Origin of the sequence: Enterococcus sp. S183_ASV_20 (assembly GCF_018919685.1) — a bacterium.
GTDB lineage: Bacteria > Bacillota > Bacilli > Lactobacillales > Enterococcaceae > Enterococcus > Enterococcus faecalis.
Genome location: NZ_JAHLRI010000001.1, coordinates 18,556 through 41,239 on the forward strand (window position 1 = coordinate 18,556; position 22,684 = coordinate 41,239).

Sequence of the window (22,684 nt, forward strand, 5' to 3'; positions counted from 1 at the left end):
TGTCACTCCCTACTCTATGTCAAACAAACTGATTTCAGTGTCATCGGTTTGTTCTGCTTCTTTTGTTTTTTCCGCATCTAAAAGACTTTCTCCTGTTGGTGCAGAAGTGTCTTCTTCTGAACGATCTAAAATACTGCCATCTTCTTCCAATGTAAATTGAACATGTTGTTCAATCCATTTTCGACGAGGTTCGACTTTGTCGCCCATTAATGTGGTCACACGGCGTTCTGCTTGAGCTGCATCATCAATCCGAACACGAATTAAGGTTCTAGTTTCAGGATCCATCGTTGTTTCCCAAAGTTGTTCTGCATTCATTTCACCCAAACCTTTATAGCGTTGGAGCATATAGCCTTTACCAACTTTATCAATCACTTCTGCCAATTCACCATCGGTCCAAGCATACTCAATGACTGATTTTTTTCCAGTTCCTTTAGAGACTTTATAAAGAGGTGGTAAGGCAATATAGACTTTGCCGGCTTCAATTAATGGTTTCATATAACGATAAAAGAACGTTAATAGCAACACTTGAATATGGGCACCATCGGTATCCGCATCGGTCATGATGATGATTTTATCATAATTACAATCTTCAATTGAAAATTCAGGACCGACGCCTGCGCCAATTGTATAGATCATAGTATTGATTTCTTTGTTTTTCAAGATGTCTTGCATTTTCGCTTTTTCCGTATTAATGACTTTTCCTCGTAGCGGTAAAATGGCTTGAAATTTCCGGTCGCGTCCTTGTTTTGCTGAGCCACCGGCTGAGTCTCCTTCGACAAGATATAGTTCATTTTTCTTAGGATTTCTAGATTGAGCCGGTGTTAATTTTCCAGAAAGTAACGATTCGCCTTTTTTCCGTTTTTTACCGTTCCGGCTTTCTTCACGGGCTTTGCGAGCCGCTTCACGGGCTTCACGGGCTTTAATCGCTTTCCGAATTAATGATTGACTCATTTCACTGTTTTCTTGTAAATAGAAGCCCATTTGTTCGCCTACGACGTTATCGACAACGGTTCTTGCTAAAGGTGTACCTAATTTCCCTTTGGTTTGGCCCTCGAACTGTAGTAAGTTTTCTGGTACTCGAATAGAAAGGACGGCTGCTAAGCCTTCACGGAAGTCGCTACCTTCTAAATTTTTATCTTTTTCTTTTAATAGTCCTACTTTCCGTGCATATTCATTGTACGCCTTTGTCATTGACGTTTTCATACCGACTTCGTGGGTACCGCCATCTTTTGTGCGGACATTGTTAACGAAAGATAAAACATTTTCAGAATAGCCATCGTTGTATTGGTAAGCTAATTCAACTTCAATACCTTCTTTGGCTCCTGAAAAATAAACAACGGGTGTTAATGTATCTTTTTCTTCATTTAGATAGGCAACAAATTCTTTAATGCCTTCTTCGTAGTGGAAGACTTCTTCTTTGGGTTCTTCCCCACGTTCATCCGTTAAAGTAATTTTGACGCCTTTTAATAAGAAAGCTGATTCTCTCAAACGTTCTGCTAAAATTTCGTAAGAAAAATTTGTCGTAGAGAAAATGGTGTCGTCAGGTAAAAAAGTAACGGAGGTGCCGTTGCGTTTTTTTGTTTTGCCGATTTTTTTTAAGGTACCAACTGGTTTACCGCCGTCCTCAAATCGTTCCATGTATTCTACGCCATCACGAACAATATGAACTTCTAACCACTTAGATAAGGCATTAACAACACTGGCACCCACCCCATGGAGTCCGCCTGAAGTTTTATAGCCACCTTGGCCAAACTTACCACCCGCATGTAAGACAGTAAAAATTACTTCTACTGTTGGGATACCAGAAGCATGCATCCCTGTTGGCATTCCGCGGCCAGAGTCTGCAACACAAATACTATTATCTTTTTGGATAGTTACGTTGATTTCATTCCCGTAGCCAGATAACGCTTCATCGACTGCGTTATCGACAATTTCATAGACTAAGTGATGGAGTCCACGGCTATCGGTTGAACCGATATACATACCAGGTCTTTTCCTCACTGCTTCCAATCCTTCTAGGACTTGGATAGAGGCATCATTGTACTCATTGTTAATTTTTTTAGCCAAAGAAAAAACTCCTTATACTTAGATTCTCGTTTAGTTAATAAGCGTACATTAACTATTTCTTAAAGAATTAGAAGAAGAGTGAGCGGGTTTCTTGCGTTTTCCGTTCGCTCCTTCTAAAACCATCATTACAATAATACTCTATCTGGGTCAAAAAAAAAAGAGCTTTCCGTTCAGGACGCTCTTTCTTTATAAAATTACACGTGTTTATTCAGCATCTGCCATTTTTGCCAATTCAATTTTAATACAACGGTTCATAATAACTTGCCGACCTTCATTTAATAACAAGTTCGCTGCCTCTTCGTTTTCCAAACCTAGTTGGGCCCAAAAGACAGGCGCTTCTGTTTTCAATGTTTCTGCGGCCACTTCTGGCAAAAATTCACTCCGCCGAAAGACGTCAACAATATCAATCTTTTCAGGAATCTCTGTTAATGCCCCATAAACCGTTTCGCCAAGCACCGTTTCGCCTTTTAAAACTGGATTGACAGGTAACACACGATAGCCATGTTGCTGTAAAATTTCTGCAATTTTGTAACTTGTGCGGTCGGGCTTGTTACTCAAACCAACCACCGCAATATTTTTTGCTTGTTTTAGAATATCAAAAATTTGATTTTGACTTGGATTCTCAAATGTCATTCACTCAACCCCTTTTTTCGTTCTTATTTATTATAACGCTGAGTAAAGGGTTTTGGCAAAATTATTCTCTGAATACCGACAAAATAATTATTGGCTTTGCCAATCTGCTGGATAAGTCACGTAGACAAAGCGGGCATCACCCGTCACTGAAAATTGAATTTTGCTACTTTTCGGGATTAAAATAATTTCGCCGGCTGTTGCAGAAATTTTACGTCCGTCAATCAGTATATCCAGTTGTCCTGAAATAATATAATCAATTTCATCGTATTCTAGTGTCCAGTCGAAGGTGGTATCTTTCATCACCATTAAACCGCAACCAAGGCGCGGGCTTTCTTCTAAAGAAAACAGATCTTTTGTGTAAACAATGTCCGCTGGGTTGCCTGTATCTAAGCGATCGTCTTCTGTTACGTCGATTTCGGGTAATTTGATGGACATAATTCCACTTGGATCCACTTGTTTAGTCGGCATTAATTTTTCTGTGACAATTTGTCGAACAAGCGTTTCAATCATTTCACGATTTAATTCTGTCATATTTACACCTCATTATTTCACTTCTGTTTCGGGTTTCCCTAGCATTCGATTTGCCATAAAGATAGCCACAAAAATGGCGGTAATCCCTCCAACTAATTTGCCAACAATCATTGGAAAAATCATTTCTTTTGCTACGCCTGCAGTAAAACCAAGGTGGTCACCTAAAACGAAAGAAGCCGAAACAGCAAAAGCGATATTAATAATTTTTCCTCGATTATCCATGTCTTTTAACATTTGGAACATGGGAATATTGTTAGCTAATGTAGCAACCATTCCTGCAGCCGCTACTTCATTCATTCCTAAAACTTTTCCTAGTTTCATCAATGGTTTATTAAAGACTTTCGTAATCACAGCTACTAAACAGAAAGCGCCAGCTAAAGTTAAAGCAATCCCGCCAACGACTTCAATTCCTTCAGTAACTGGTGCAATGCCAGGAATCACTGTAATTCCTAATAATAGTTGAATCGCCCCCACAACTAAACCAAAGATAGCGACAATCACTACGCCTTGACCAAAAATTTGGAAGCCTTTAATCATGCCTTTTGGCGCTAACCATAAACCTAAAATAATTAAAGCGGCAACAATAATAATTGGAATTAAGTTAGGAATAATCAATGACAATGGCATGCCCGCTGTTAAACCACCTGCTAATAAACCAAAAGGAATTGTAATAATCCCGCTCAAAACACCCGTTGCTAAGAATTGTTGGTCGTCTTTTTGGATAATGCCAAGCGCTACTGGAATTGTAAAGACTAACGTTGGCCCCATCATTGCGCCTAAGATTGCCCCCGCAAATAAACCAGCTTGTGGATCATTGGCTAATTGTTGCGCTAACGCAAAGCCGCCCATATCATTAGCCAATAAGGTTGTGGCAAACATTGCTGGATCAGCCCCTAGTAATTCATAGACAGGAACGACAATCGGACTTAAAAGATTGGCTAAGACAGGCGCTAAAGTGATAATCCCTACCATAGAAAGCGCTAGAGAACCCATAGCCATAATCCCTTCCTCAAATTGCTCCCCTAAACCTAGTTTGTTGCCAATACATTTATCGATTCCTCCAATAATCATGAAAAGAACCATAATATACATAATAATTTCATTAATGCTCATGTCTCGTCCTCCCTATTCTTCCTCTGTAGAATCAATGACACCAACAATCATTGCATCAATTGGGACATTTGAATCTTCTGCCGAAATACGGGCAGCATTGCCTTGACTAATTAACACTTTGTCCCCGACACCAGCTCCAGCGTTGTCAGCAGCAATTAGAAATCCTTGCTTTTCGTCCTCTTGATTCAAAATATCAACCATCATAAATTTCCAGCCATTTAATTTTTCATCTTTTCTTGTTGACCAAAGGCTACCAGTCACTTTTCCTAAAAGCATCGTTTTTCCTCCTTACGTCAGCAATTGATGTTTCCTAGCATAATCTTTCGCTAACGGGGTTAAATAGGCGTTTTTACTTAAAGAAACACCTGATTCTGTCATTCTTATCAATTGTTTTTCAGTAATGTAGGTTCGTTTGGTCTCAGCTAAAGAACGAAGTTGTTTTTGACAGGCCGCCTGAAAAACAGCGTAATTTTCTGAATCATGATAAAAAATCAGCCCAAACTGTTGGCACATGTCCACGTTTTCCTGAATCGTTTGTTTCAAACGATACTTCAATCGTGAATTTTTACTCACTGAAGGTATTGGGGTTAAAACCAATACCGGCTTACCTTCAAATAAGAATGCTAAGATGTTTTTGACTAATTCATCCGTTTCCTGTAAATGCGCAATCGCATTTACTTGGGAAATCGTTAGCCTCTTTACAACCAAGCCTCGTGCTAGCTTCTGCTCCTTGGTTACCCAATTTACATCAGGAAAACGAACAAACATTTCTTCAGGAAATGCTTCTTTTGCTTCTGCTAAAGCCACTGAATAAGACGACGACAGCAATTGTTGGCAAATTCGATCAGTAATCTGTTGAATCAAATTTTCCATTTCAGAAACGTTCATTGTCTTGCCTCCTTTTACTTAAGAATATAGCCACGAGCTCCTTTGGTTAAGCCGCAAGCGTTGGCTTCATCGTAGTCAATGTGCATGTACGTTGCAAATCGCGGACTGATTCGCACAACCACATCATCAAAGATTAACGGACGTGTGCCTTCCACTTTGACTTGCACAATTTGGCTATTGCTTACTTTATTTTTCAAGGCGTCTTCAGGTGTCATGTGAATGTGACGTTTGGCAACAATTAAGCCGTGACTTAATGTCACAACTGCTGATCCGTTCATCAGCGTGACGCCAGGTGTCCCTTCTGTCTTGCCACTCTCTCTAACTGGGGCATTAATTCCTAAAATACGCGTATCCGTCATAGAAACTTCGACTTGTGATTCGCTACGTTCAGGGCCTAAAATAACCACATTTTGAAAAAGTCCTTTAGGTCCAGCAACCGTAATTCGTTCTTTACAAACGAACTGTCCAGGTTGTGATAAATCTTTCACTTTTGTTAGTTGATATCCTGGTCCAAATAATGCATCAATCTCTTGACGAGACAAATGAACATGTCGGCCAGAAGCTTCAACTTCAAAAGTATTTTGTTGTTGTTGCTGAATTCGTTTAACAACTTCTTCAACAATTTCATTCATTGAATCCAATTTGTTCATCTCCTAGTTTCGTGATATTTCAGCCATGGTGCTAATTAATTCTGTAGCCCAAGATTGAAAAAGGCCGAACAGTTGTGATTCTCCTTTTAACTGGAGAATAATTTTATCTAGTTGTAATTGAATTTCTTTTGAGGAATAGCGCCATTGTCTCTGTTGGTTAGTTAGAATAGTTACCTTTGATTCCAAAATGACTGGTTCCATTACAAGCGACTGTTCTAAAATAAATTTCTCTAACCACTGTTGTTGTTGTTCGAAATATAACCAACCTTCTGTTGATAACGCTTCATTCGTTAAGAAAGGCAAATACAATAGATGGCTTAAGTGCCGAATCTCATAAATTGTTTCTTTCGATAAATGTTCTTGTTTTTGTGAGGAGGCCTTCACTGAATGAACCTCAGAAAGCAATGGGTTTGTTGAAGAGAAGCTGCTATTAATCCGATGCTCGCGTAGATAGCTTTTGGCGGCTGGCGTCAGAAAACTGCCTACAGGAAACACAAAATCCGTGCCATCTTCTAGTTCTTTTTTTAGCCTTTTGATGCGAAGCATATCTTCTGTAATAACTGTCATAACACCCCTCCTCAATGAAAGTTTAGGACAGAAGTAATGAACCTACCTCTGCCCCAAAAAATCAAAATTATAATTCAGTTGTTGCGTGTGGTAAAATAGCGTCTACTTCTGTATGTGGACGTGGAATTACATGGACAGATAATAATTCGCCAACACGTTCTGCTGCAGCAGCACCAGCATCTGTTGCTGCTTTCACGGCACCAACGTCACCGCGAACCATTACTGTAACTAAACCGCCACCGACTTGTTCTTTTCCAATTAAAGTAACGTTTGCCGCTTTTACCATTGCATCGGCTGCTTCAACAGCACCTACTAAACCACGAGTTTCGATCATTCCTAAAGCATTTGTACTTGACATTATAATTTCCTCCTAAGATGTATGTTTTATTTTTAAAAATTTGGGACAATTATCAATTTGACTTAGGTCCCAAACCCTAAATCCAATAATTTATTTGTTTTACTCTTACTCGCTCGTTTCTTGTTAGTTTAAGCGAGCTAAAACTTGAGCCACCACGGCATTTACTAGTTCTTCTTGATTGGTTGTTTCGCAAGAAGTAGCCACAGATGTGGTTGATGTTTGACCAAATTCTTGACGAATCTCTTCTAAATCACGCACGCCATAAGCAACACGACGTAAATTGAACAGATTTTCAACCCCAATATTATCAGAAGTTGAGCTGCCACCAACTGCGCCACAACCTAGTGTTAATGCTGGCACTAAGTTAGTTGAAGCACCAATGCCGCCAAGTGTACCAGAGGTGTTAACAAGCAAACGAGAGACGGGTTTTCTTAAGCCAAATTCACGAATGACTTCTTTGTTTTCTGTGTGAATACCCATCGTATGACCCGCACCTTCACCTTTCAAAATTTCAATTGATAACGCGCAAGCTGCTTCCCAGTTTTCAACTGTATAGAAAGCAATAATCGGTGCCAATTTTTCTCTTGAAAATGGATATTTCAAGCCTACATGTGTTTCCTCAGCAACAATTAAGCGGCGATCTTTTGGAATAGATAAACCAACTAATGAAGCAATATGTTGAACGGAACGACCCACGATTTGCGGGTTCATTGTACCGTTTGGTCGTAAAATAAATTTAGCTAATTTGTCGGCTTCGGCTGGACTTAAGAAATACGCGCCCTGCTTAATTAACTCTTCTTTGACCGCTTCACGGTTGACAGTTTCAACAATAATTGATTGTTCCGATGCACAAATTGTACCGTTATCGAAAGTTTTTGAATCCATTATTTGTTTCACTGCATGAGGAACATTTGCGCTTCGTTCGATGTAGGCTGGTCCATTACCAGGCCCAACACCGATTGCTGGTGTTCCAGAAGAGTACGCGGCTTTAACCATTGCGTTTCCACCAGTAGCTAAAATTAAATTTGTTTCTTTATTTTTCATTAATTCGCTGGTCGCTTGCATAGTTGGCGTTTTGATGACCGAGACACAACCTTCTGGTGCCCCTGCAGCAATAGCCGCTTTTTGGATAATTTCCACTGTTTCAATAATCGATTTCAACGCATTGGGATGTGGTGAAAAAACAATACTGTTGGCAGCTTTTAATGAAATTAATGCTTTGTAAATGACTGTTGATGTCGGGTTGGTAGAAGGAATTAATCCTGCAATCACACCAACTGGGACAGCAATTTCAGTGACTTTTTTGGCAGCATCATCATGGATCACACCAACTGTAGCTTTGTCCTTCATTTCGTCATATACTACTTTTGAAGCGAAAGCATTTTTGATGATTTTATCTTCATAGATACCAAATCCTGTTTCTTCATTGGCCATTTTCGCTAACTTTTCTCGTTGGTTAAACGTAGCCTCTGAAACTGCTTGGACAATCGCATCGATTTGTTTTTGCGAAAATGTTGCTAATACTTGCTGTGCCTCTTTGGCTTTTCTGATTAAATTTCTTGTTTCTTGGATGGAACGTAAGTCTTTATCTACTAATTCCACTCGTCTTCACTTCTTTCTATTTCAGCCATGATTGCTTGAATTAAAGCTTCTTTATTGGCAAATTTAATCTCACTTTTCTTTAAACTACTTAGGTTCATTTTGTAGGCTTGTTTGCGTAAATCAACCACGCGTTGTGTTTCTAATTTTTGGCGTGTGCCTGTGTGTTCTTCCAAATCTGGTGTTTCAATCTCTTCTTCAATTACTTCTACTTGTTCCATCGGTTCAGGTGCTGACTTAGGTTCTGAATCTGATAAAATCACTTCCGTTTGAGCATCAACCCGTGAGATCACATGATGAGCAATTAAACAATTTAATTCTTTAGCTACTTCCGTGCCTACTTCAACGGCAGCTTGAACCGCGGCAACGTCACCAATCAGTTCCACAGTTGTTAAACCGCCATTAATAATTTCAGCTTTTAACAAAGTAACGTCGGCGGCTTTCAATGCCGCATCGGCCACACTAATGGCACCTAAAAAACCTTTGACTTCGACCATTCCTAATGCTTTCATTCAGGTCACATCCTTAATAACTCAACGGATTGTCAGCGATATTTTGAATGACTTGTTCAAACGCACTGCAAGCAGCTTTACATGCAGATTGACTACCTGTCAATAAGGCACCGCCAAAGTTCGTTTCAGAAGGTGGGCCATAAAAGACACCCATTTGAACATCGGCAGCTTTCATTGCTGCATCTAAACCAACCATTGCTTCTAGCGGTGGTGCAATCAGATAAGCAATCGCTTCACCTTCAGGAATATTCGCTTGTTCAGATAAAAAGCTACCCGTTCTTGACACTACATGTGCAAAATAAACAATGCTGTCATCTTCGTTAGCACTATAGAAGCTGGCTTCTTCTTCAATGACTTGCGTAATGACACTCAAGCCACTATTGACTTCGGCAGGACTCGGACCAGCAATAATGCCTATCACTTCACCGGCTAATTTGGTTGAAGCATTTGCTGCGCCAGCATACATACTTTTACCGTAAACTACAGTAACATCGGCGGCTTTGGTTGCTTCATCTAATGCAACATAAGTGACATCATCACAATCGGAAGTAACAATTCCTAATGAGCGATGTTCTGGTTTCAATGATAATTCTTTTGCTAATGCCGGATCGACATTGGGAATGACTTTCATACTTAGGACATTTGCGCCTAGACGATCATTTTTCATGAGAAATCCTCCTTTATTCAGCTTCTTTTAAATCAATACCAGATTTTTTCTTGTCTAACATTTTTTTGATAATTTCGGCAATGTAGGCCCCTGCTTCAACAGCCGGTGTCCCACCTTTGTGAATATTTGAAATAACTGTCCGCCGGGCTTCTGGCATACCGACAGTTGGTTTGTAAGCAATGTAGGCACTCATAGATTCAGCTGTTACTAAACCAGGACGTTCGCCAACTAGCAAGCAAACAACATCAGCGTCAGTGATTTCACCAATTTTATCCATTGCTGGCACGCGACAATATTTAACAAAAACTACATTGTCGAAATCTAAGTTGTACATGTTTAATCCTTGTTTAATTGCTGGTAGGACTTCTTTAATATTCGCTTCGATAGCAGCTGAACTAAGGCCATCCCCTACGACCATTTGGATTTTGGCTTTTGGTGTCGTATTTTTCCGAATGATTTCACTATTTTCTTCATCAAATTGACGACCATAATCTGGACGTGTTAAATATTCATCTTTACTGTTACAGATTGTTTTTGTAGAAATAAAATTCATTTCTTTTACCAAGTCTTCGCTTACGTCTGAAAAGACCGCATCTTGTGCTGCCGCATGGTCCGCTCGGAAACGTAATGTTGAACTAGTCATATAACGCGTCCCTGCACGACCAACGCCTAAACGAGCTGGCGAGAAAGCTTTCATTTTTAATAGTGCTTCAGGATCTACGGCATTTTTCAATAGTAATTGTTTACGTAAATCTACTTCAGTAATGTCAGGAATTAGGCCTTCTTCAATTTCTGTCGTTTCAGTGACGTGTGTTGTGACTGGTTTTTCTTCAGCAGTCACAGTGGCAGTCGAAACCGCTTGATTGTCAGCGACCATTTCTGTTAAAATTCCGGCAATCATTTCTTTTAATTCTTTTTCGTTCATTTGTATTCTCACCTCGTTTATTTAATAAATACAGATGCATCGCCAGCGCGACTTGTTAATTTTCCGTTTTCCATTAAGCCCATTTTTTCCATCCATTCTTCAAATTCTTTAATTGGACGTAAGCCTAATGTTTCACGAATCGTCGCAGTTTCATGGAACCCAGTTGTTTGATAATTTAACATGACATCATCGCCATGAGGAATCCCCATGATATACGTACAATCAGCTGTTGCTAATAACATTGCTAAGTTTTCCATATCATTTTGATCAGCTTTCATATGGTTGGTGTAGCAGACATCACAACCCATTGAAATTCCAGTTAATTTGCCCATGAAATGATCTTCTAAACCAGCGCGGATGACTTGTTTTGAATCGTAAAGATATTCTGGTCCAATAAAGCCGACAACGGTATTTACAATATACGGATCAAATTTTTTGGCTAAGCCATAACAACGCGCTTCCATTGTGACTTGGTCTGCGCCAAAGTTCGCTTCAGAAGAAAGTTCTGAGCCTTGACCTGTTTCAAAATACATCACATTAGGACCAGTTGCTTGACCACTGTGAAGCGCTAAATCTTGTGCTTCAGCTAAAATTTCTGCATTTAAACCAAATGCTGTGTTCCCTTTTTCTGAACCAGCGATGGATTGAAAGACTAAGCCAGTTGGCGCGCCTTGACGCATGGCTTCCATTTGTGTCGTTACGTGAGCAAGCACGCAAGTTTGTGTTGGAATTTCCCATTCGCTGCGGAACTCTTCAAATTTGTTTAAAATCCGTTTAACACTTTCTGTAGAATCATCAACAGGATTCAAACCAATTAACGCATCACCGGCGCCATAAGAAAGACCTTCCATAACTGATGCCATAATGCCATCGACATTATCGGTTGGATGGTTCGGCTGTAAACGATTCGAAAAAGTTCCGGGACGGCCAATCGTTGTGTTGGCGGTTTTTTCAATATTGATTTTTTTTGCGCCAACAATTAGATCCATGTTGGACATTAATTTACAGACAGCAGCAATCATTTCAGAAGTGAGTCCACGGGAAATTCGTTTGATATCAAAATCGGTTGTTTCCGAAGATAAGATAAATTCGCGTAATTCTGCGACTGTCCAATGTTTAATACTTTCAAAAATTCGCATATTGACTTGGTCAATAATAATGCGTGTCACTTCGTCTTCGTCATAATCAACAACGGGATTGTTAAACAAGTCATTTAAGGACAATTCCGATAAAACGACTTTTGCTGCCACGCGTTCTTCGGCCGAATTAGCAGCTACGCCAGCTAACTTGTCGCCAGACTTTTCTTCATTGGCTTTGGCTAAGACTTCTTTAACGGATGTAAATTGATAGACTTTGCCAAATAGTTTGGTTTTTAAAATCATCTTTGTGTCGCTCCTTTTTAATTAAATACTAAGGTCTTAACAATGACTGGAAGGACGGCTCCTTCTGCCACTGGTAAACCGATATCTACATAATCACCGTTTTCTACTTTGACCGAATCAAGACAGATAAACGGATAGTCTTTTGGCAGATGGGCACTTAAGGCATGCCCTAAAGCTTTCGCCATGTCTTCATCCACCATAACAATAATGGGAATTTGTTCAGCAACTAAACTAGCTAATCCTTCCACAATCCCTTGACCATAGCGTTGAATATCAGCAAATGTTGGATTGCTCATGCCTCTAATTGCTAGGGCAATCTGGGGTGTTTCTTCAATACGATGCCAATTGAGTTTTTCTTGGATTCGCTGGCCTAATTCTGTCACAGTAAGGGTTTCATCCTCTTGCGCTAATTTTAGAATTGGGATATTTTTTACCGGCAAAATTTGCTCACGGTAAGCGATCGTGCTTCCGCTAATTTCAGCAGTGTGTGAACCTGCTCCGACGACCGTCGCTCGGATTGTTTCTGCGCTTTCTAAGACTTCTTTTTCCGAAAAAATCAGTGACTTTCTCAAGTATTTCCCTAAAAGTAAGCCGATGTCCCCATATTTAAAGAGATTCGTACTTGTCGTATTTAAGCAATCAGCCACACCACCAGAAAATGTTACAATTGGTAATTCCCCACCTTTTCGTAGTGGATGGTTGGTTACTAATAACTGGTAGAACGGACTTTGTGTCCCCAAGCCAATGCTATTTTCTAACACGGCAACTAATTCCGAAATAATTGGCAGTAAGTTTTGTTCGGTGGCTTGGTCACCAAGGTGCAAGGTTAGCCCTTTTTTATTTATAATTTCTTGAATCTTCGGAGCTATATAGGTGATTTTTTGTTGTTGATCTAATTTAATTAAGCGTCCGCCAATGTCAAAACAAGCCGTGTCAATCACTTCGCCATCTTTAAAGACAGCTAAATTTGTCGTTCCCCCACCAATGTCTAAATTAACCACCGGTTTGCGTTTCGTTTCAGAATAAGTTTGAGCACCAGCGCCTTTCCCGGCAATGATACTTTCTAAATCAGGACCAGCCGTAGCAACGACAAAATCACCTGCATAGCCACTAAGTGCTCGTAGCACATTGTTGGCATTGCTTTTTCGAGCAGTTTCACCTGTGATAATTACCGCACCCATTTGAATATCTTGTTTATGAATGCCTGCTTGGCGATATTGCTCCGCTACAAACGCTTTGATAGGTTCTGCATCAATTTCTGATTGGTTAAGTAAGGGTGTAAAGATAATGTCACTTCGGTAAATGACTTTTTTATCAGAAATGCTGATACGTGGTACTGTAAACGCAGAGGCAAAATTTTCAACAGTTAATTCTGACAAGACTAATTGGGTTGTAGACGTCCCTAAATCAATCCCTACGGTTAAAAGTGTTTCCTTCGACATCGCCTGACTCGCCTCCTTTTGCATACAAAAAGGCACTTAAAGAATCGTTAGAAAATTTCTTTCTACTTTTCTTTAAGCGCCTTTGCTTAATCAATGAACAACATCACTGGTGTTCTGTTCGAAATAGAAACAGGTTTTAGTTCCCTGTTTATTGGATTCAATTGTAATTTTTCCTTTTAATTTATCTTTTACGTAGCTTTTGACAATCATCAAACCTAAACTGGTCTCGTTACTTTGATGAACGTCATAGCCTTTACCATTATCTGTAACAGTAATGGTAATCATTTTATTATCTAATGTTCCACTAAGTTTAACAACGCCACTTGTTTGTGGCTCAAATGCATGATCAAAAATGTTTTGTAATAGTTCGTTGACAACAAGGGAAATGGTGACCATTTGTTCGCTAGAAACCATAATGGCTGGATCAACATCCATCATCATCTCAATGGGTTGTGCGCCTTGAAAAAGATGTCTAAAATTATACATCACTGCTTCCAATGTTTGCCGTAAAGCAACGTCATCTTTGACTTGTTTTGACAGCAATTCATGGGTGGCTGCAATTGCCATAATTCGATTGACACTTTCATGAAGGACTTTCTTTGCTTCGGGGCTTTGCGTTCGCCGTTCTTGAATACGCAATAAGGAAACCACCGATTGCAAGTTATTTTTAACACGATGATGAATTTCACGAATCGCAACAGATTTGGAAATAATTTCCGCTTCTTTTTCTTTAAATTCTGTATTGTCTTGAATAATCATAATCAGTTGTTCTTCTGATGCCAACCACACTTTCCGAACCTTAAAATAATAATTAAGGTAGGTCGTTTTGCTTTCAATTGGTTGATTACTCATTTTATATTTCATTTGATACAACACATATTCAAAAGTTGTATAATCGATGGACAAATTGTCATAGCTCATTCCAATGATATTGTCCCGATAACCAAGTTTGCGATAAAGCTCTTGTGCATTGTGATTGGTAATTAATAAGTGACCCGCCGCATCAAAAATCAAAACGGCTTCTGCCAATTGATCAATAAATAACGCATCGACTTGACTAGTTGATTTCGCTACTTTTGCTAACTGGCAGTTATTTAGCTCCTCTTTTTGTAAGTCCGCTTGAATCTCTTCATCTGCCGCAATCTCGACAATAATGACACCAATCGTTCGATGTTCATTGCGAATGGGATAGATATTTTGCTTAATCAAACGATTTTCCTGAGTCACTGCTAACAAACCAATGCTATTTAAGCTAGTCTGCATGGTACGCAGAACACCAGGTTCATTTTTTAATAAAGCTTCCATCCCGACGACATCTCCGCTATATAAAGAAGTTGTCTTCGCAGGCGGCTTATGATAAACGACTAGTGCTTGCTGTGACATTTCCTTATACACATCAATAAAAACATCTGCACTTTGATAGAGTGTCGTCGAAGAAAGATAACGTGCTGTACGTTGTAATTCTTTAATGTCTGATTCTGAAAGATTGGTATATTGGTGACATAATTGCTCTAATCGTTTCATTTATTCATCATCCATTACAATCAATTCTGCAATTTCACTCATACGTGCGCGTTTGTTCATACTTAACGTACGCAACATTTGGTAGGCTTCTTCTTCCGATATATGATTTTCTTTTACAAGAATACCTTTGGCTTTTTCGATAATTTTACGTTCTTCTAATTTTAAACTTAATTTATCGATTTGATTCAGTAACAGCTGCGTTTGTTTGCCTCGTTCAATGCTCATTTCAATTGTAGGTATTAATGATTTTTCATCTAGAGGTTTAACTAAATAACCCAGTGCGCCTAATTTTTTAGCCTTGTCCGTATTTTGTACGTCACTGTATGCAGATAAAAAGACAATACTACTGGCTAGTTGGTCTTGAACAATTTTTTTACCTGCTTTTAGACCATCTAAAATTGGCATTTGAATGTCCATTAATACTAGGTCAGGTTGTGTTTTTTTACATACTTCAATTGCTTCAAAACCATCAGCTGCTTCACCGACTACTTCGTACCCTGCTTCTATCACAATATCACGAATATCGAGTCTCGTAATAGGTTCATCATCGACTATTACAATTCGTCCATCCATTTTCTTCACGCCCTTGTCCTTTCAACGCTATGTTCTGGTAATTTTACAAGTTACAGAAAAGTTTAAAATCTGTTGTAAACCTTCAATCACCGCTTGTAAGGCTGCTTCCACTGAGCTTACGTCACCAGAAATGACTACCGATCCAGAAAAACGATCAATAAAACCGATTTGGATATCTCCGCTTTTAGTCGCAATATCAACAGCGATAATTGCCGCTTCGCTCGGAGTGATTGTCAAAATACCTAGTGCATTGCTGGTGCCTTCTGGCAATCCTAATTTTGTATAAATTTCTTTATTAGGACTAGCAATGATGTGGGCTAACGTTACTTGTTTCCCAGGAACATATTCTTGAATCATTCGTTGTTTTTCTTCCAACCAGACTCGCTCCTTTAATTTAGCAAATAAAAAATCCTCAATAAAAAACGTAAAGGTTCCACTTTCGCTTTCTACTAAGGAGCTTCTTTGCTCTTAAATTTTGAAGCACGCCGTTGTGCTACCCACATTATATGTTATCGATTTCATCCTGTCAATCGCTTATAAGATAGAATTTAAAATTTTTGTCACTTCTGCTGCTGTTGGTTGGACAGGATTTGTTTTGGTGCAACCATCCATCAATGCGCCTTCAGCTATTTTTGGGATCGCAGCTTGGACTTCTTCTTTTGGTAAACCATAGTCACTAAAAGTGGCAGGCATGTTTAATTTTTGACGGAGTTGCTTGATTTGTCGAATAAATTGTTGAACACCAATCCGTGCATTGGTTGTCTGTGTATCATTTAGACAATTTGCTAACTGCGCATAACGTTTAGCTGTTGGTTCGTTGGTGACTTTGCCATTCGCTAAGCCACTGTTATATGCAATGACTTCCGGTAAGAGCATCGCATTCATTCGTCCATGTGGCACATGTAAACGCGCACCGGCCGCATGAGCAATGCCGTGATTCAAGCCTAATGAAGTAACATTAAACGCCATCCCTGCCATACATGAAGCTAAATGCATATTTTCACGGGCTTGTTGGTTGCTACCCTCATTAAAGGCTATTTCTAAATTGTCGAATACCAGGCGAACGACTTTTTCGCACAACGCATCTGAAATCGGATTTGCTTCTGTTGAAACATACGCTTCAATAACATGCGTTAAGACGTCCATTCCTGTATCCGCTGTGATTTTTGGTGGGACACTCATCACTAAATTTGTATCTAAAATCGCAATTTCTGGTTGAATTTCATCCGTTACAAGCGGGATTTTGGTACCAGTTTCAGCAACCGTAATCACTGAAAAATTCGTAACTTCTGAACCAGTTCCACTAGTTGTAGGAACCGCAATAAACTCAGCAATCTGAGTTTGCAAAGTACGTTTGCCAAAAAATTTCATTGCTTTGGCCGCATCAATAGCGGATCCCCCACCTAAAGCTAATATCGTATCTCCTTGAAATGCCGCTAACTGCTTAATTCCCGCAGCAATCTTATCAATTGGTGGATCGGGGATGATGTCACTAAAAATTTGCCATTCACTTTTTGTTAAATGCTTTGTCACTTCATTCACAAATCCAGAATCAACCATGAATGGATCTGTGACAATGAAAACACGTCTATCATGAAGTGTTTCCAAATTGGCTAATGCGCCTTCTCCTACCCATAGTTCGGTAGGGAAATGAATTGTTCTCATCTCAATTCCTCCTTAATAAAATACAAAAAGACACTTCAAACAAACGAAAAATCATCTGTCTGAAGCGTCTTTGCTTCCTTATGTATACGCCATTGTACACGAAACCTTATCCATAGAGTACAACGCCTTTAATTAATTGTCAATAAAAAAAGGGAATATAGCAGTACGTCATTGTACCTGAAATCTCCTTCAACATTGAAAGACCAGCCCAAAATTCCCAAAAGCACTTCCTCGTGCCATTAATTGGATTAATACAAATATCTTGGGCTGGATTTTCAACACAAGCGTTGTTAAGAAACATCCTGTTTTGCCTCGAAACAGCATGCCCAATAATGAAAAAATGAAAAGACCTGACTTAAAAGCAACCTTGCTTCTTCACAGTGGCGGGACCGTGCCAGATTCTCACTGGCTTCCATTCATATTTTTCATAAAATATTCGTTTAATCTATCTGAAATTTACCATAAGTTTTTTAGAAAAGCAACTGTTTACAATCCATCTTCTTTAATTTTATGGAAAACCTTTTCGCTTCGTTCATAAAAAACATCAGTTCGTTGTGCTTGAACATTTAAATAGCGAGCCAACGCATAAAAATAATCTGATAAACGATTGGTAAAAATTAATACCTCTTCGTTAATTTTGGCTGTCCAATTTAAACGCACAATGATGCGTTCTGCGCGCCGTGCAATCGTCCGAGCAACATGAACCATACTGGCTGCTGAGGTTCCGCCAGGTAAAATAAAACGATCAATATCTGGTGATTGTGCAGTGTAGAAATCAATCCGCTGTTCTAGCCAATGCACACTTTCCTTTTGTAATTTAAATGGTCGTTGTGCTTCAATCGGTGTTGACAAATCTGTTCCCGCATCAAAAAGTAAATGTTGTAAAGCTTCTAGTTCTTCTTTAATTTCTTGATTTTCTTGTGGAAGTTGGCTGATAATGTAGCCGACCCAAGAATTCAATTCATCAATCGTTCCATAACTTTCAACTCGATCAGAATCCTTAGCGACGGTTGAGCTGCCGACTAATTTCGTCATTCCCTTATCGCCAGTTTTTGTATAAATTTTCATTCTGCTTCATCCTCCTCTAAATAATCTACTAATTCTTGCAAGCCAATTTTTTCAACAGAAGAAATTTCAAAAATTCTTGTTGCACCCGCACTTTTTAATTGTTGCCGAACAATATCTAACTGCTGAGAATCTTGTGCTAAATCAATCTTGGTTAAAATACCAATGATTTCTTTCGGGAAAATACTACCAAATCCTGGTGAAAAAACTTGTTGTGTTTCTACAGCACTTTGAACCAAACCGATCACATCTGCTTCTGCCGCTGTGACGTTTAACGCATTATAATATTGTCGATGCAAAATAAACTCGCCTGGTGTATCAATCATTTCTGTATGAAATTCCACCGCCTGTGTTTTATCATAAATTAATTCTTTGCCTTGCAGAGCTTGACATAACGTGGTTTTGCCACAACCGATAGCTCCCATTAAAATGATTCGTTTCATCGCTACCTCCATAAAAAAGGAGCCCAAAGCAAGTACCATCACGTACTTAGTCTTGGGCTCCTTTGCCGATTTGTTAAAACACGCCATTGTGTTTCTGATTCTTTGCCTTTATGTTACCTGTTTCCAAAAAACTTGTCAAAATTATTGAATAGTTTCCCAAACTTTATGTTGTTTCTGAAAATAGGAGACAATATCTGTTTCAAAAATTGTTTGTAAAAATTCTTTGGAAGCCAACGTTTGAAAATCACCTTGCGCGGCCACTTTCCCTTGCTTCATAAACACAATTTTTTCACTTAGCGTTAACGCTAAACGGATATCATGAAACACCCCGATTAACGTTTTCCCTTCTTGCGCACTCCACTCATTTAACTGCTGAATCAATTCTTGTTGATACCGAATATCCAAATGATTATTGGGTTCATCCAATAAAATAATTTCTGGATCTTGTACAAATAATTTAGCCAAAAATACTCGTTGTTGTTGTCCTCCTGAAAGCTGATTGACAACTTTATCTTTTAAAGGCAATAAACCCGTGCGTTCTAAATAATAAAGGACTCGTTCTTTTTCTTGTTTAGAAACAATAGGTAAAAAACGTTGTGCTTGTTGTCGATACGCCCCCATCAAAACTGTTTCGTAAACCGTATAATCAAAAGCAACTGTCGTGAATTGACTCATCATCGCTACTTTCGTTGCCAATTCCTTCCGCTTTTGTCCATGAACTTCTTGACCATCAATTAAAACAGAACCACTATAAGGGACAAGTCCGGCAATCGTTTTTAAAAGTGTCGTTTTACCGCAACCATTTGGACCTAAAATACAAGTTTTACTACCTGTCGGAAAAACGAGGGAAATATCTTTTAAAATGGGGGTTTGTTGGAGTGTTACAGCTGTTTTTTTTAATTCAATCATGCAGCAACGCCCCTTTTTTTAAAGTAAATATACAAGAAGAATGGCGCTCCAATCAAGGCTGTTACGGCCCCGATGGGAATTTCTCTTGGTGATAAAATCGTGCGAGCAATTGTGTCCCCTATTACCATGATGGTCCCACCTAAAATTGCCGAACCGGGAATCAGCCAGCGATGAGTCGCCCCTAAATAGCGACGGACAATATGTGGTGCTATTAAATCAACAAAACCAATCACACCGACAAATGAAACCGCACTTCCTGCTAATAAACTAGCCAAAAGAATAATGCGTAGTTTTGCTGTTTTGACTTCTACTCCCGCTAACATCGCATGTTCTTCTCCTAAACCGAGAACATCCAATGCGTTGGCATCAAACCAAAGAAACAGACTGCTGACAAGCAAGATTGGACAATAAATAGCAATTTTTTGCCAATTACTGCCAGAAAAACTACCCATTTGCCAAAAGACTAATTGTTTCAAATAATCTTGGAAAAGTGCTGTAATCAACGTCAAAATAGCACCGACAAATAAGGTCATAATCATTCCCACTAAAACAACTGTTTGATTGGACATTTGACTATCCATTGTTTGCGTAAATAACAAAACTAAAAAGACCGTTGCTAAGCCAAAGATAAAACCAGTTAAAGGCAATAAAAATGCCCCTAAGATCGAAGCAGTTACTCCAGTTACCATGATTAACGCAGCGCCTAAGGATGCTCCCGCTGATACACCCAAAGTATACGAAGAAGCTAAAGGATTACCTAAGAGTGATTGCATCACCGTGCCACTTACTGCTAAGCCTGCGCCCACGAGATAGGCCATCACGACACGCGGTAACCGAACATTCCAGATGATTCCCTCTAAAATCCCGTCTTCTGAAACCGTCTTTTTCACTAAAATTTGAAGCAAATCCGTTAACGAAATCTGAACACTTCCAATTTTAATACCCAAAAAGAGCATGCTCATACTGATCAAGAGCATCAGTATGAGACACGTTTTTTTACTCATCTTTTAAATCCTTATATTCCTCTGGATAAACAGCTTTTGCCATTTGTTTTAATGCTTTGGTAATGTGGTTATTTGGTAAAGAGCTAGACATGTTATCGATTTCGAAAACTTCTTTGTTTTGAACTGCAGGAACGCTTTCCCAGTTTTTACGAGCTAAAATTTCTTTGGCGGGATCTTTCATATAGTTAACATTGGTTAAAATGACTTCTGGTTTTGCAGCAATGGCCGCTTCTTCTGTCACTGGTAACCAGCCTTTTTCATTTGCCAAAACATTTTTTGCCCCAATTGTTTCAATCATTTCATTTAAAAATGTCCCATTACCAAAACTATAAATGTCTGGTAAGGCAGCCACTTCAAACAAAACAGTTTTTGGTTTTTTAATAGTTTTCCCAATTTTCGCTACTTCGTCGATTTCTTGATCCATTATTTTGATTAACTTTTGTCCTTTTTCATGTTCGGATAAGCTATCCGCGATGAATTGGACGTCTTCTTTGATTGTTTTGATACTTGTACTAGTGGGGATATTAACGACTGTAATTCCAGCATCTTCCACTTGTTTCCAAACACTTTCTGAGCTAGCTAAATTGATGTCATTCACATAAACAATTTGTGGTTTCAAGGCAATCAATTTTTCTGCATCGACAGCCATCATATCCATTTGTGGTAATTTTTTTAAATCAGTCATCATTGTGCTACTTTGAGTATCAACTGCGATTAATTGATCGGTTTTACCTAAGTCTTCAATCACTTCTGTTGTTGATGGCACTAGGGAAATAATTTTGGTTGCCTCTTTGGGTAAAGTAATTTCTTTGCCGCTACGGTCTTTGGTTGGTAACGTTACTTCTGTTTTTTCAGAAGAGGTAGTTGCTTTCTTTTCCTGTTTACCACACCCTGCTAAGCCAAGTGTTGCTACTAAACCTAAAGTCATCATTGTTAAAGTAAATTTTTTCATTTTTTCATCCTCGCATTCGTCTATTTTATTTTGGGGAAAATTTTCTGAAATGAACCTCCTTTGTCTCAACGTCAAAACAATACAAAAAAACCACTTTTTTCTCCAATAGAAAAAAAGCAGTCACTTAACTATGCTAATGATATACTCAGCCAGTTATCTTCAAAGCCCCTTCTTTTTCCTACAAAAGAATGATTAGACTTATCAAGCCGGTATCCTGACTTAGCTTCTTCTTACTCCCAATCCTTCCAGAATAATCTGTGGTCTTATTGGTTTCATCCACCATACAGTAGGTAGGTCTGTAGAGGATTCGCACCTCTTTCCCTGACACTTCATAAGTACATATATATTGTATCTTCGTTGATAACTAATTTTCAAACCAGTGATTAGACGTCTTTGTCTAATGACACACATTTATTATAACGGTTATCAACCATTTGTCAACGCTTCCTCAAGCAAAAGAAAAACTTTTCTTGTTTTAGTTATTAGACGTTGTTCCGTTTTTCTATTCATGATAAAATAAATCCTAGTTTGAATAAGAAAGAGGTTAACTTGATGAAAATCGTCATTTTGTTACTTGTTGCCTATTTATTAGGTTCGATTCCCTCAGGTGTTTGGATTGGTAAACTTTTCTTTAAAAAAGATATACGCCAATTTGGGAGTGGGAATACAGGAACAACCAATACATTTCGTGTCTTAGGGAAACCTGCCGGAATTACGGTATTATTAATGGATATCTTGAAAGGAACGTTAGCCACTTCATTACCCTATTTGTTTGGTTTACAAGGCGTGAATCCGCTCTTCTTTGGGGTAGCAGCTGTTTTAGGGCATACCTTCCCTATTTTTGCCAATTTCAAAGGTGGTAAAGCCGTAGCCACTAGCGCTGGCATGTTATTAGCATACAGCCCCACATTTTTTATTTATTCTGCTCTTATTTTTGTGATTTGTCTGTATCTAACCAGTATGGTGAGTTTAACAAGTATGATTAGCGCTGTACTAATTACACTTTCTACTATTATTTTGCCTTTCACTGTCCCAGCAATTTTACCAACATTTAACTGGTTATTAACCGTGATTGCGATTGCTTTGACTACTTTTATCTTTGTCCGTCATCGTGAAAACATTCAGCGAATTAAAAATGGAACAGAAAGTCGCCTTTCTTTTGGCTTACGTGCAAAAAAATAAAGAAAAAGGCTGTGAACAAATAATGTTCACAGC

General features: G+C 38.9%; 25 protein-coding genes and 2 riboswitches. Of the genes, 1 reads left to right on the forward strand and 24 read right to left on the reverse strand.

Annotation, left to right across the window (positions count from 1 at the left end):
- Positions 1-9: 9 nt before the first annotated feature.
- The 24 genes from parE to KQI94_RS00185 form a co-directional block, all read right to left on the reverse strand.
- On the reverse strand, positions 10-2,067 hold the full coding sequence (gene parE / locus KQI94_RS00070; RefSeq protein WP_216454299.1) for a DNA topoisomerase IV subunit B: 2,058 nt from the start codon (positions 2,065-2,067) through the stop codon (positions 10-12).
- Positions 2,068-2,271: 204 nt separating this feature from the next.
- Entirely contained in the window at positions 2,272-2,700 is a 429-nt protein-coding gene (locus KQI94_RS00075; protein ID WP_002360261.1) for a CoA-binding protein, read from the reverse strand.
- Between the two features lie 87 nt (positions 2,701-2,787).
- Complete coding sequence (locus KQI94_RS00080; protein ID WP_002357522.1) at positions 2,788-3,231, reverse strand: ethanolamine utilization protein EutQ; 444 nt, start codon at positions 3,229-3,231, stop codon at positions 2,788-2,790.
- A gap of 12 nt (positions 3,232-3,243) precedes the next feature.
- Positions 3,244-4,344 carry an ethanolamine utilization protein EutH gene (gene eutH, locus KQI94_RS00085; protein WP_002357520.1) on the reverse strand — a complete coding sequence of 367 codons (1,101 nt, stop codon included), beginning with the start codon at positions 4,342-4,344 and terminating at the stop codon, positions 3,244-3,246.
- Between the two features lie 12 nt (positions 4,345-4,356).
- On the reverse strand, positions 4,357-4,620 hold the full coding sequence (locus KQI94_RS00090; protein ID WP_002369365.1) for a EutN/CcmL family microcompartment protein: 264 nt from the start codon (positions 4,618-4,620) through the stop codon (positions 4,357-4,359).
- Between the two features lie 12 nt (positions 4,621-4,632).
- The gene (locus KQI94_RS00095; RefSeq protein WP_002369364.1) at positions 4,633-5,232 is read right to left on the reverse strand and encodes a TIGR02536 family ethanolamine utilization protein; all 600 of its coding nucleotides are present in this window, start codon (positions 5,230-5,232) and stop codon (positions 4,633-4,635) included.
- Between the two features lie 14 nt (positions 5,233-5,246).
- Entirely contained in the window at positions 5,247-5,882 is a 636-nt protein-coding gene (gene eutD / locus KQI94_RS00100) for an ethanolamine utilization phosphate acetyltransferase EutD (protein ID WP_002357516.1), read from the reverse strand.
- A 3-nt stretch (positions 5,883-5,885) separates the two neighbouring features.
- Positions 5,886-6,449: a hypothetical protein gene (locus tag KQI94_RS00105; protein ID WP_002363983.1), complete on the reverse strand. Its 564-nt coding sequence runs from the start codon at positions 6,447-6,449 to the stop codon at positions 5,886-5,888.
- Positions 6,450-6,516: 67 nt separating this feature from the next.
- Positions 6,517-6,807, reverse strand: a complete 291-nt coding sequence (locus KQI94_RS00110) for a BMC domain-containing protein (RefSeq protein WP_002357513.1) — start codon at positions 6,805-6,807, stop codon at positions 6,517-6,519.
- A 123-nt stretch (positions 6,808-6,930) separates the two neighbouring features.
- A complete protein-coding gene (locus tag KQI94_RS00115) occupies positions 6,931-8,409 on the reverse strand; it encodes an acetaldehyde dehydrogenase (acetylating) (RefSeq protein WP_002357511.1) in 1,479 nt (492 codons plus the stop codon).
- On the reverse strand, positions 8,400-8,918 hold the full coding sequence (locus KQI94_RS00120; protein ID WP_002369362.1) for a BMC domain-containing protein: 519 nt from the start codon (positions 8,916-8,918) through the stop codon (positions 8,400-8,402). Before KQI94_RS00120 ends, KQI94_RS00115 begins: the two co-directional genes overlap by 10 nt.
- Positions 8,919-8,931: 13 nt before the next feature.
- Entirely contained in the window at positions 8,932-9,585 is a 654-nt protein-coding gene (gene eutL, locus KQI94_RS00125; RefSeq protein WP_002357509.1) for an ethanolamine utilization microcompartment protein EutL, read from the reverse strand.
- Positions 9,586-9,598: 13 nt separating this feature from the next.
- Positions 9,599-10,510 (reverse strand): ethanolamine ammonia-lyase subunit EutC, encoded by a 912-nt coding sequence (gene eutC, locus KQI94_RS00130; RefSeq protein WP_002363986.1) that lies wholly within the window; start codon positions 10,508-10,510, stop codon positions 9,599-9,601.
- Between the two features lie 17 nt (positions 10,511-10,527).
- Entirely contained in the window at positions 10,528-11,892 is a 1,365-nt protein-coding gene (locus KQI94_RS00135) for an ethanolamine ammonia-lyase subunit EutB (protein WP_002369361.1), read from the reverse strand.
- Positions 11,893-11,909: 17 nt separating this feature from the next.
- Positions 11,910-13,358: an ethanolamine ammonia-lyase reactivating factor EutA gene (gene eutA / locus KQI94_RS00140; protein WP_002390646.1), complete on the reverse strand. Its 1,449-nt coding sequence runs from the start codon at positions 13,356-13,358 to the stop codon at positions 11,910-11,912.
- Between the two features lie 66 nt (positions 13,359-13,424).
- Positions 13,425-14,858, reverse strand: coding sequence for a sensor histidine kinase (locus tag KQI94_RS00145; RefSeq protein WP_002357504.1), 1,434 nt, complete (start codon positions 14,856-14,858; stop codon positions 13,425-13,427).
- Entirely contained in the window at positions 14,859-15,431 is a 573-nt protein-coding gene (locus KQI94_RS00150; RefSeq protein ID WP_002357503.1) for a response regulator, read from the reverse strand.
- Between the two features lie 27 nt (positions 15,432-15,458).
- Positions 15,459-15,806: a BMC domain-containing protein gene (locus KQI94_RS00155; protein ID WP_002345864.1), complete on the reverse strand. Its 348-nt coding sequence runs from the start codon at positions 15,804-15,806 to the stop codon at positions 15,459-15,461.
- 159 nt (positions 15,807-15,965) lie between these two features.
- Positions 15,966-17,096 carry a 1-propanol dehydrogenase PduQ gene (locus tag KQI94_RS00160; protein ID WP_002369360.1) on the reverse strand — a complete coding sequence of 377 codons (1,131 nt, stop codon included), beginning with the start codon at positions 17,094-17,096 and terminating at the stop codon, positions 15,966-15,968.
- Positions 17,097-17,388: 292 nt separating this feature from the next.
- Positions 17,389-17,538, reverse strand: a riboswitch (adenosylcobalamin (AdoCbl) riboswitch).
- A gap of 44 nt (positions 17,539-17,582) precedes the next feature.
- A complete protein-coding gene (locus KQI94_RS00165; protein ID WP_002369359.1) occupies positions 17,583-18,164 on the reverse strand; it encodes a cob(I)yrinic acid a,c-diamide adenosyltransferase in 582 nt (193 codons plus the stop codon).
- Positions 18,161-18,604: a EutP/PduV family microcompartment system protein gene (locus KQI94_RS00170; RefSeq protein ID WP_002365687.1), complete on the reverse strand. Its 444-nt coding sequence runs from the start codon at positions 18,602-18,604 to the stop codon at positions 18,161-18,163. Before KQI94_RS00170 ends, KQI94_RS00165 begins: the two co-directional genes overlap by 4 nt.
- Positions 18,605-18,745: 141 nt before the next feature.
- On the reverse strand, positions 18,746-19,513 hold the full coding sequence (locus KQI94_RS00175) for an ABC transporter ATP-binding protein (protein ID WP_002357498.1): 768 nt from the start codon (positions 19,511-19,513) through the stop codon (positions 18,746-18,748).
- Positions 19,510-20,517, reverse strand: a complete 1,008-nt coding sequence (locus KQI94_RS00180) for an iron ABC transporter permease (protein WP_002361862.1) — start codon at positions 20,515-20,517, stop codon at positions 19,510-19,512. The genes KQI94_RS00175 and KQI94_RS00180 overlap by 4 nt, the downstream gene beginning before the upstream one ends.
- Positions 20,510-21,538 (reverse strand): ABC transporter substrate-binding protein, encoded by a 1,029-nt coding sequence (locus KQI94_RS00185; protein ID WP_002390650.1) that lies wholly within the window; start codon positions 21,536-21,538, stop codon positions 20,510-20,512. The genes KQI94_RS00180 and KQI94_RS00185 overlap by 8 nt, the downstream gene beginning before the upstream one ends.
- A gap of 117 nt (positions 21,539-21,655) precedes the next feature.
- Positions 21,656-21,827, reverse strand: a riboswitch (cobalamin riboswitch).
- A gap of 194 nt (positions 21,828-22,021) precedes the next feature.
- On the opposite strand from KQI94_RS00185, the gene plsY reads away from it, so the two are divergent.
- Positions 22,022-22,651, forward strand: a complete 630-nt coding sequence (gene plsY, locus KQI94_RS00190; protein WP_002360243.1) for a glycerol-3-phosphate 1-O-acyltransferase PlsY — start codon at positions 22,022-22,024, stop codon at positions 22,649-22,651.
- The last annotated feature ends 33 nt before the right edge of the window (positions 22,652-22,684 follow it).

Excerpts from the sequence above, each read along its gene's own strand:
- eutL (WP_002357509.1), bottom strand. The coding sequence starts at position 9,585 with ATGAAAAATGATCGTCTAGGCGCAAATGTCCTAAGTATGAAAGTCATT.
- KQI94_RS00095 (WP_002369364.1), bottom strand. The coding sequence starts at position 5,232 with ATGAACGTTTCTGAAATGGAAAATTTGATTCAACAGATTACTGATCGA.
- KQI94_RS00160 (WP_002369360.1), bottom strand. The coding sequence starts at position 17,096 with ATGAGAACAATTCATTTCCCTACCGAACTATGGGTAGGAGAAGGCGCA.
- KQI94_RS00080 (WP_002357522.1), bottom strand. The coding sequence starts at position 3,231 with ATGACAGAATTAAATCGTGAAATGATTGAAACGCTTGTTCGACAAATT.
- KQI94_RS00135 (WP_002369361.1), bottom strand. The coding sequence starts at position 11,892 with ATGATTTTAAAAACCAAACTATTTGGCAAAGTCTATCAATTTACATCC.
- plsY (WP_002360243.1), top strand. The coding sequence starts at position 22,022 with ATGAAAATCGTCATTTTGTTACTTGTTGCCTATTTATTAGGTTCGATT.
- eutH (WP_002357520.1), bottom strand. The coding sequence starts at position 4,344 with ATGAGCATTAATGAAATTATTATGTATATTATGGTTCTTTTCATGATT.
- KQI94_RS00110 (WP_002357513.1), bottom strand. The coding sequence starts at position 6,807 with ATGTCAAGTACAAATGCTTTAGGAATGATCGAAACTCGTGGTTTAGTA.
- KQI94_RS00180 (WP_002361862.1), bottom strand. The coding sequence starts at position 20,517 with ATGAGTAAAAAAACGTGTCTCATACTGATGCTCTTGATCAGTATGAGC.
- KQI94_RS00075 (WP_002360261.1), bottom strand. The coding sequence starts at position 2,700 with ATGACATTTGAGAATCCAAGTCAAAATCAAATTTTTGATATTCTAAAA.
- KQI94_RS00175 (WP_002357498.1), bottom strand. The coding sequence starts at position 19,513 with ATGATTGAATTAAAAAAAACAGCTGTAACACTCCAACAAACCCCCATT.
- KQI94_RS00090 (WP_002369365.1), bottom strand. The coding sequence starts at position 4,620 with ATGCTTTTAGGAAAAGTGACTGGTAGCCTTTGGTCAACAAGAAAAGAT.
- KQI94_RS00105 (WP_002363983.1), bottom strand. The coding sequence starts at position 6,449 with ATGACAGTTATTACAGAAGATATGCTTCGCATCAAAAGGCTAAAAAAA.
- KQI94_RS00170 (WP_002365687.1), bottom strand. The coding sequence starts at position 18,604 with ATGAAACGAATCATTTTAATGGGAGCTATCGGTTGTGGCAAAACCACG.
- eutA (WP_002390646.1), bottom strand. The coding sequence starts at position 13,358 with ATGCAAAAGGAGGCGAGTCAGGCGATGTCGAAGGAAACACTTTTAACC.
- KQI94_RS00165 (WP_002369359.1), bottom strand. The coding sequence starts at position 18,164 with ATGAAAATTTATACAAAAACTGGCGATAAGGGAATGACGAAATTAGTC.
- eutC (WP_002363986.1), bottom strand. The coding sequence starts at position 10,510 with ATGAACGAAAAAGAATTAAAAGAAATGATTGCCGGAATTTTAACAGAA.
- KQI94_RS00145 (WP_002357504.1), bottom strand. The coding sequence starts at position 14,858 with ATGAAACGATTAGAGCAATTATGTCACCAATATACCAATCTTTCAGAA.
- eutD (WP_002357516.1), bottom strand. The coding sequence starts at position 5,882 with ATGAACAAATTGGATTCAATGAATGAAATTGTTGAAGAAGTTGTTAAA.
- KQI94_RS00150 (WP_002357503.1), bottom strand. The coding sequence starts at position 15,431 with ATGGATGGACGAATTGTAATAGTCGATGATGAACCTATTACGAGACTC.
- KQI94_RS00120 (WP_002369362.1), bottom strand. The coding sequence starts at position 8,918 with ATGAAAGCATTAGGAATGGTCGAAGTCAAAGGTTTTTTAGGTGCCATT.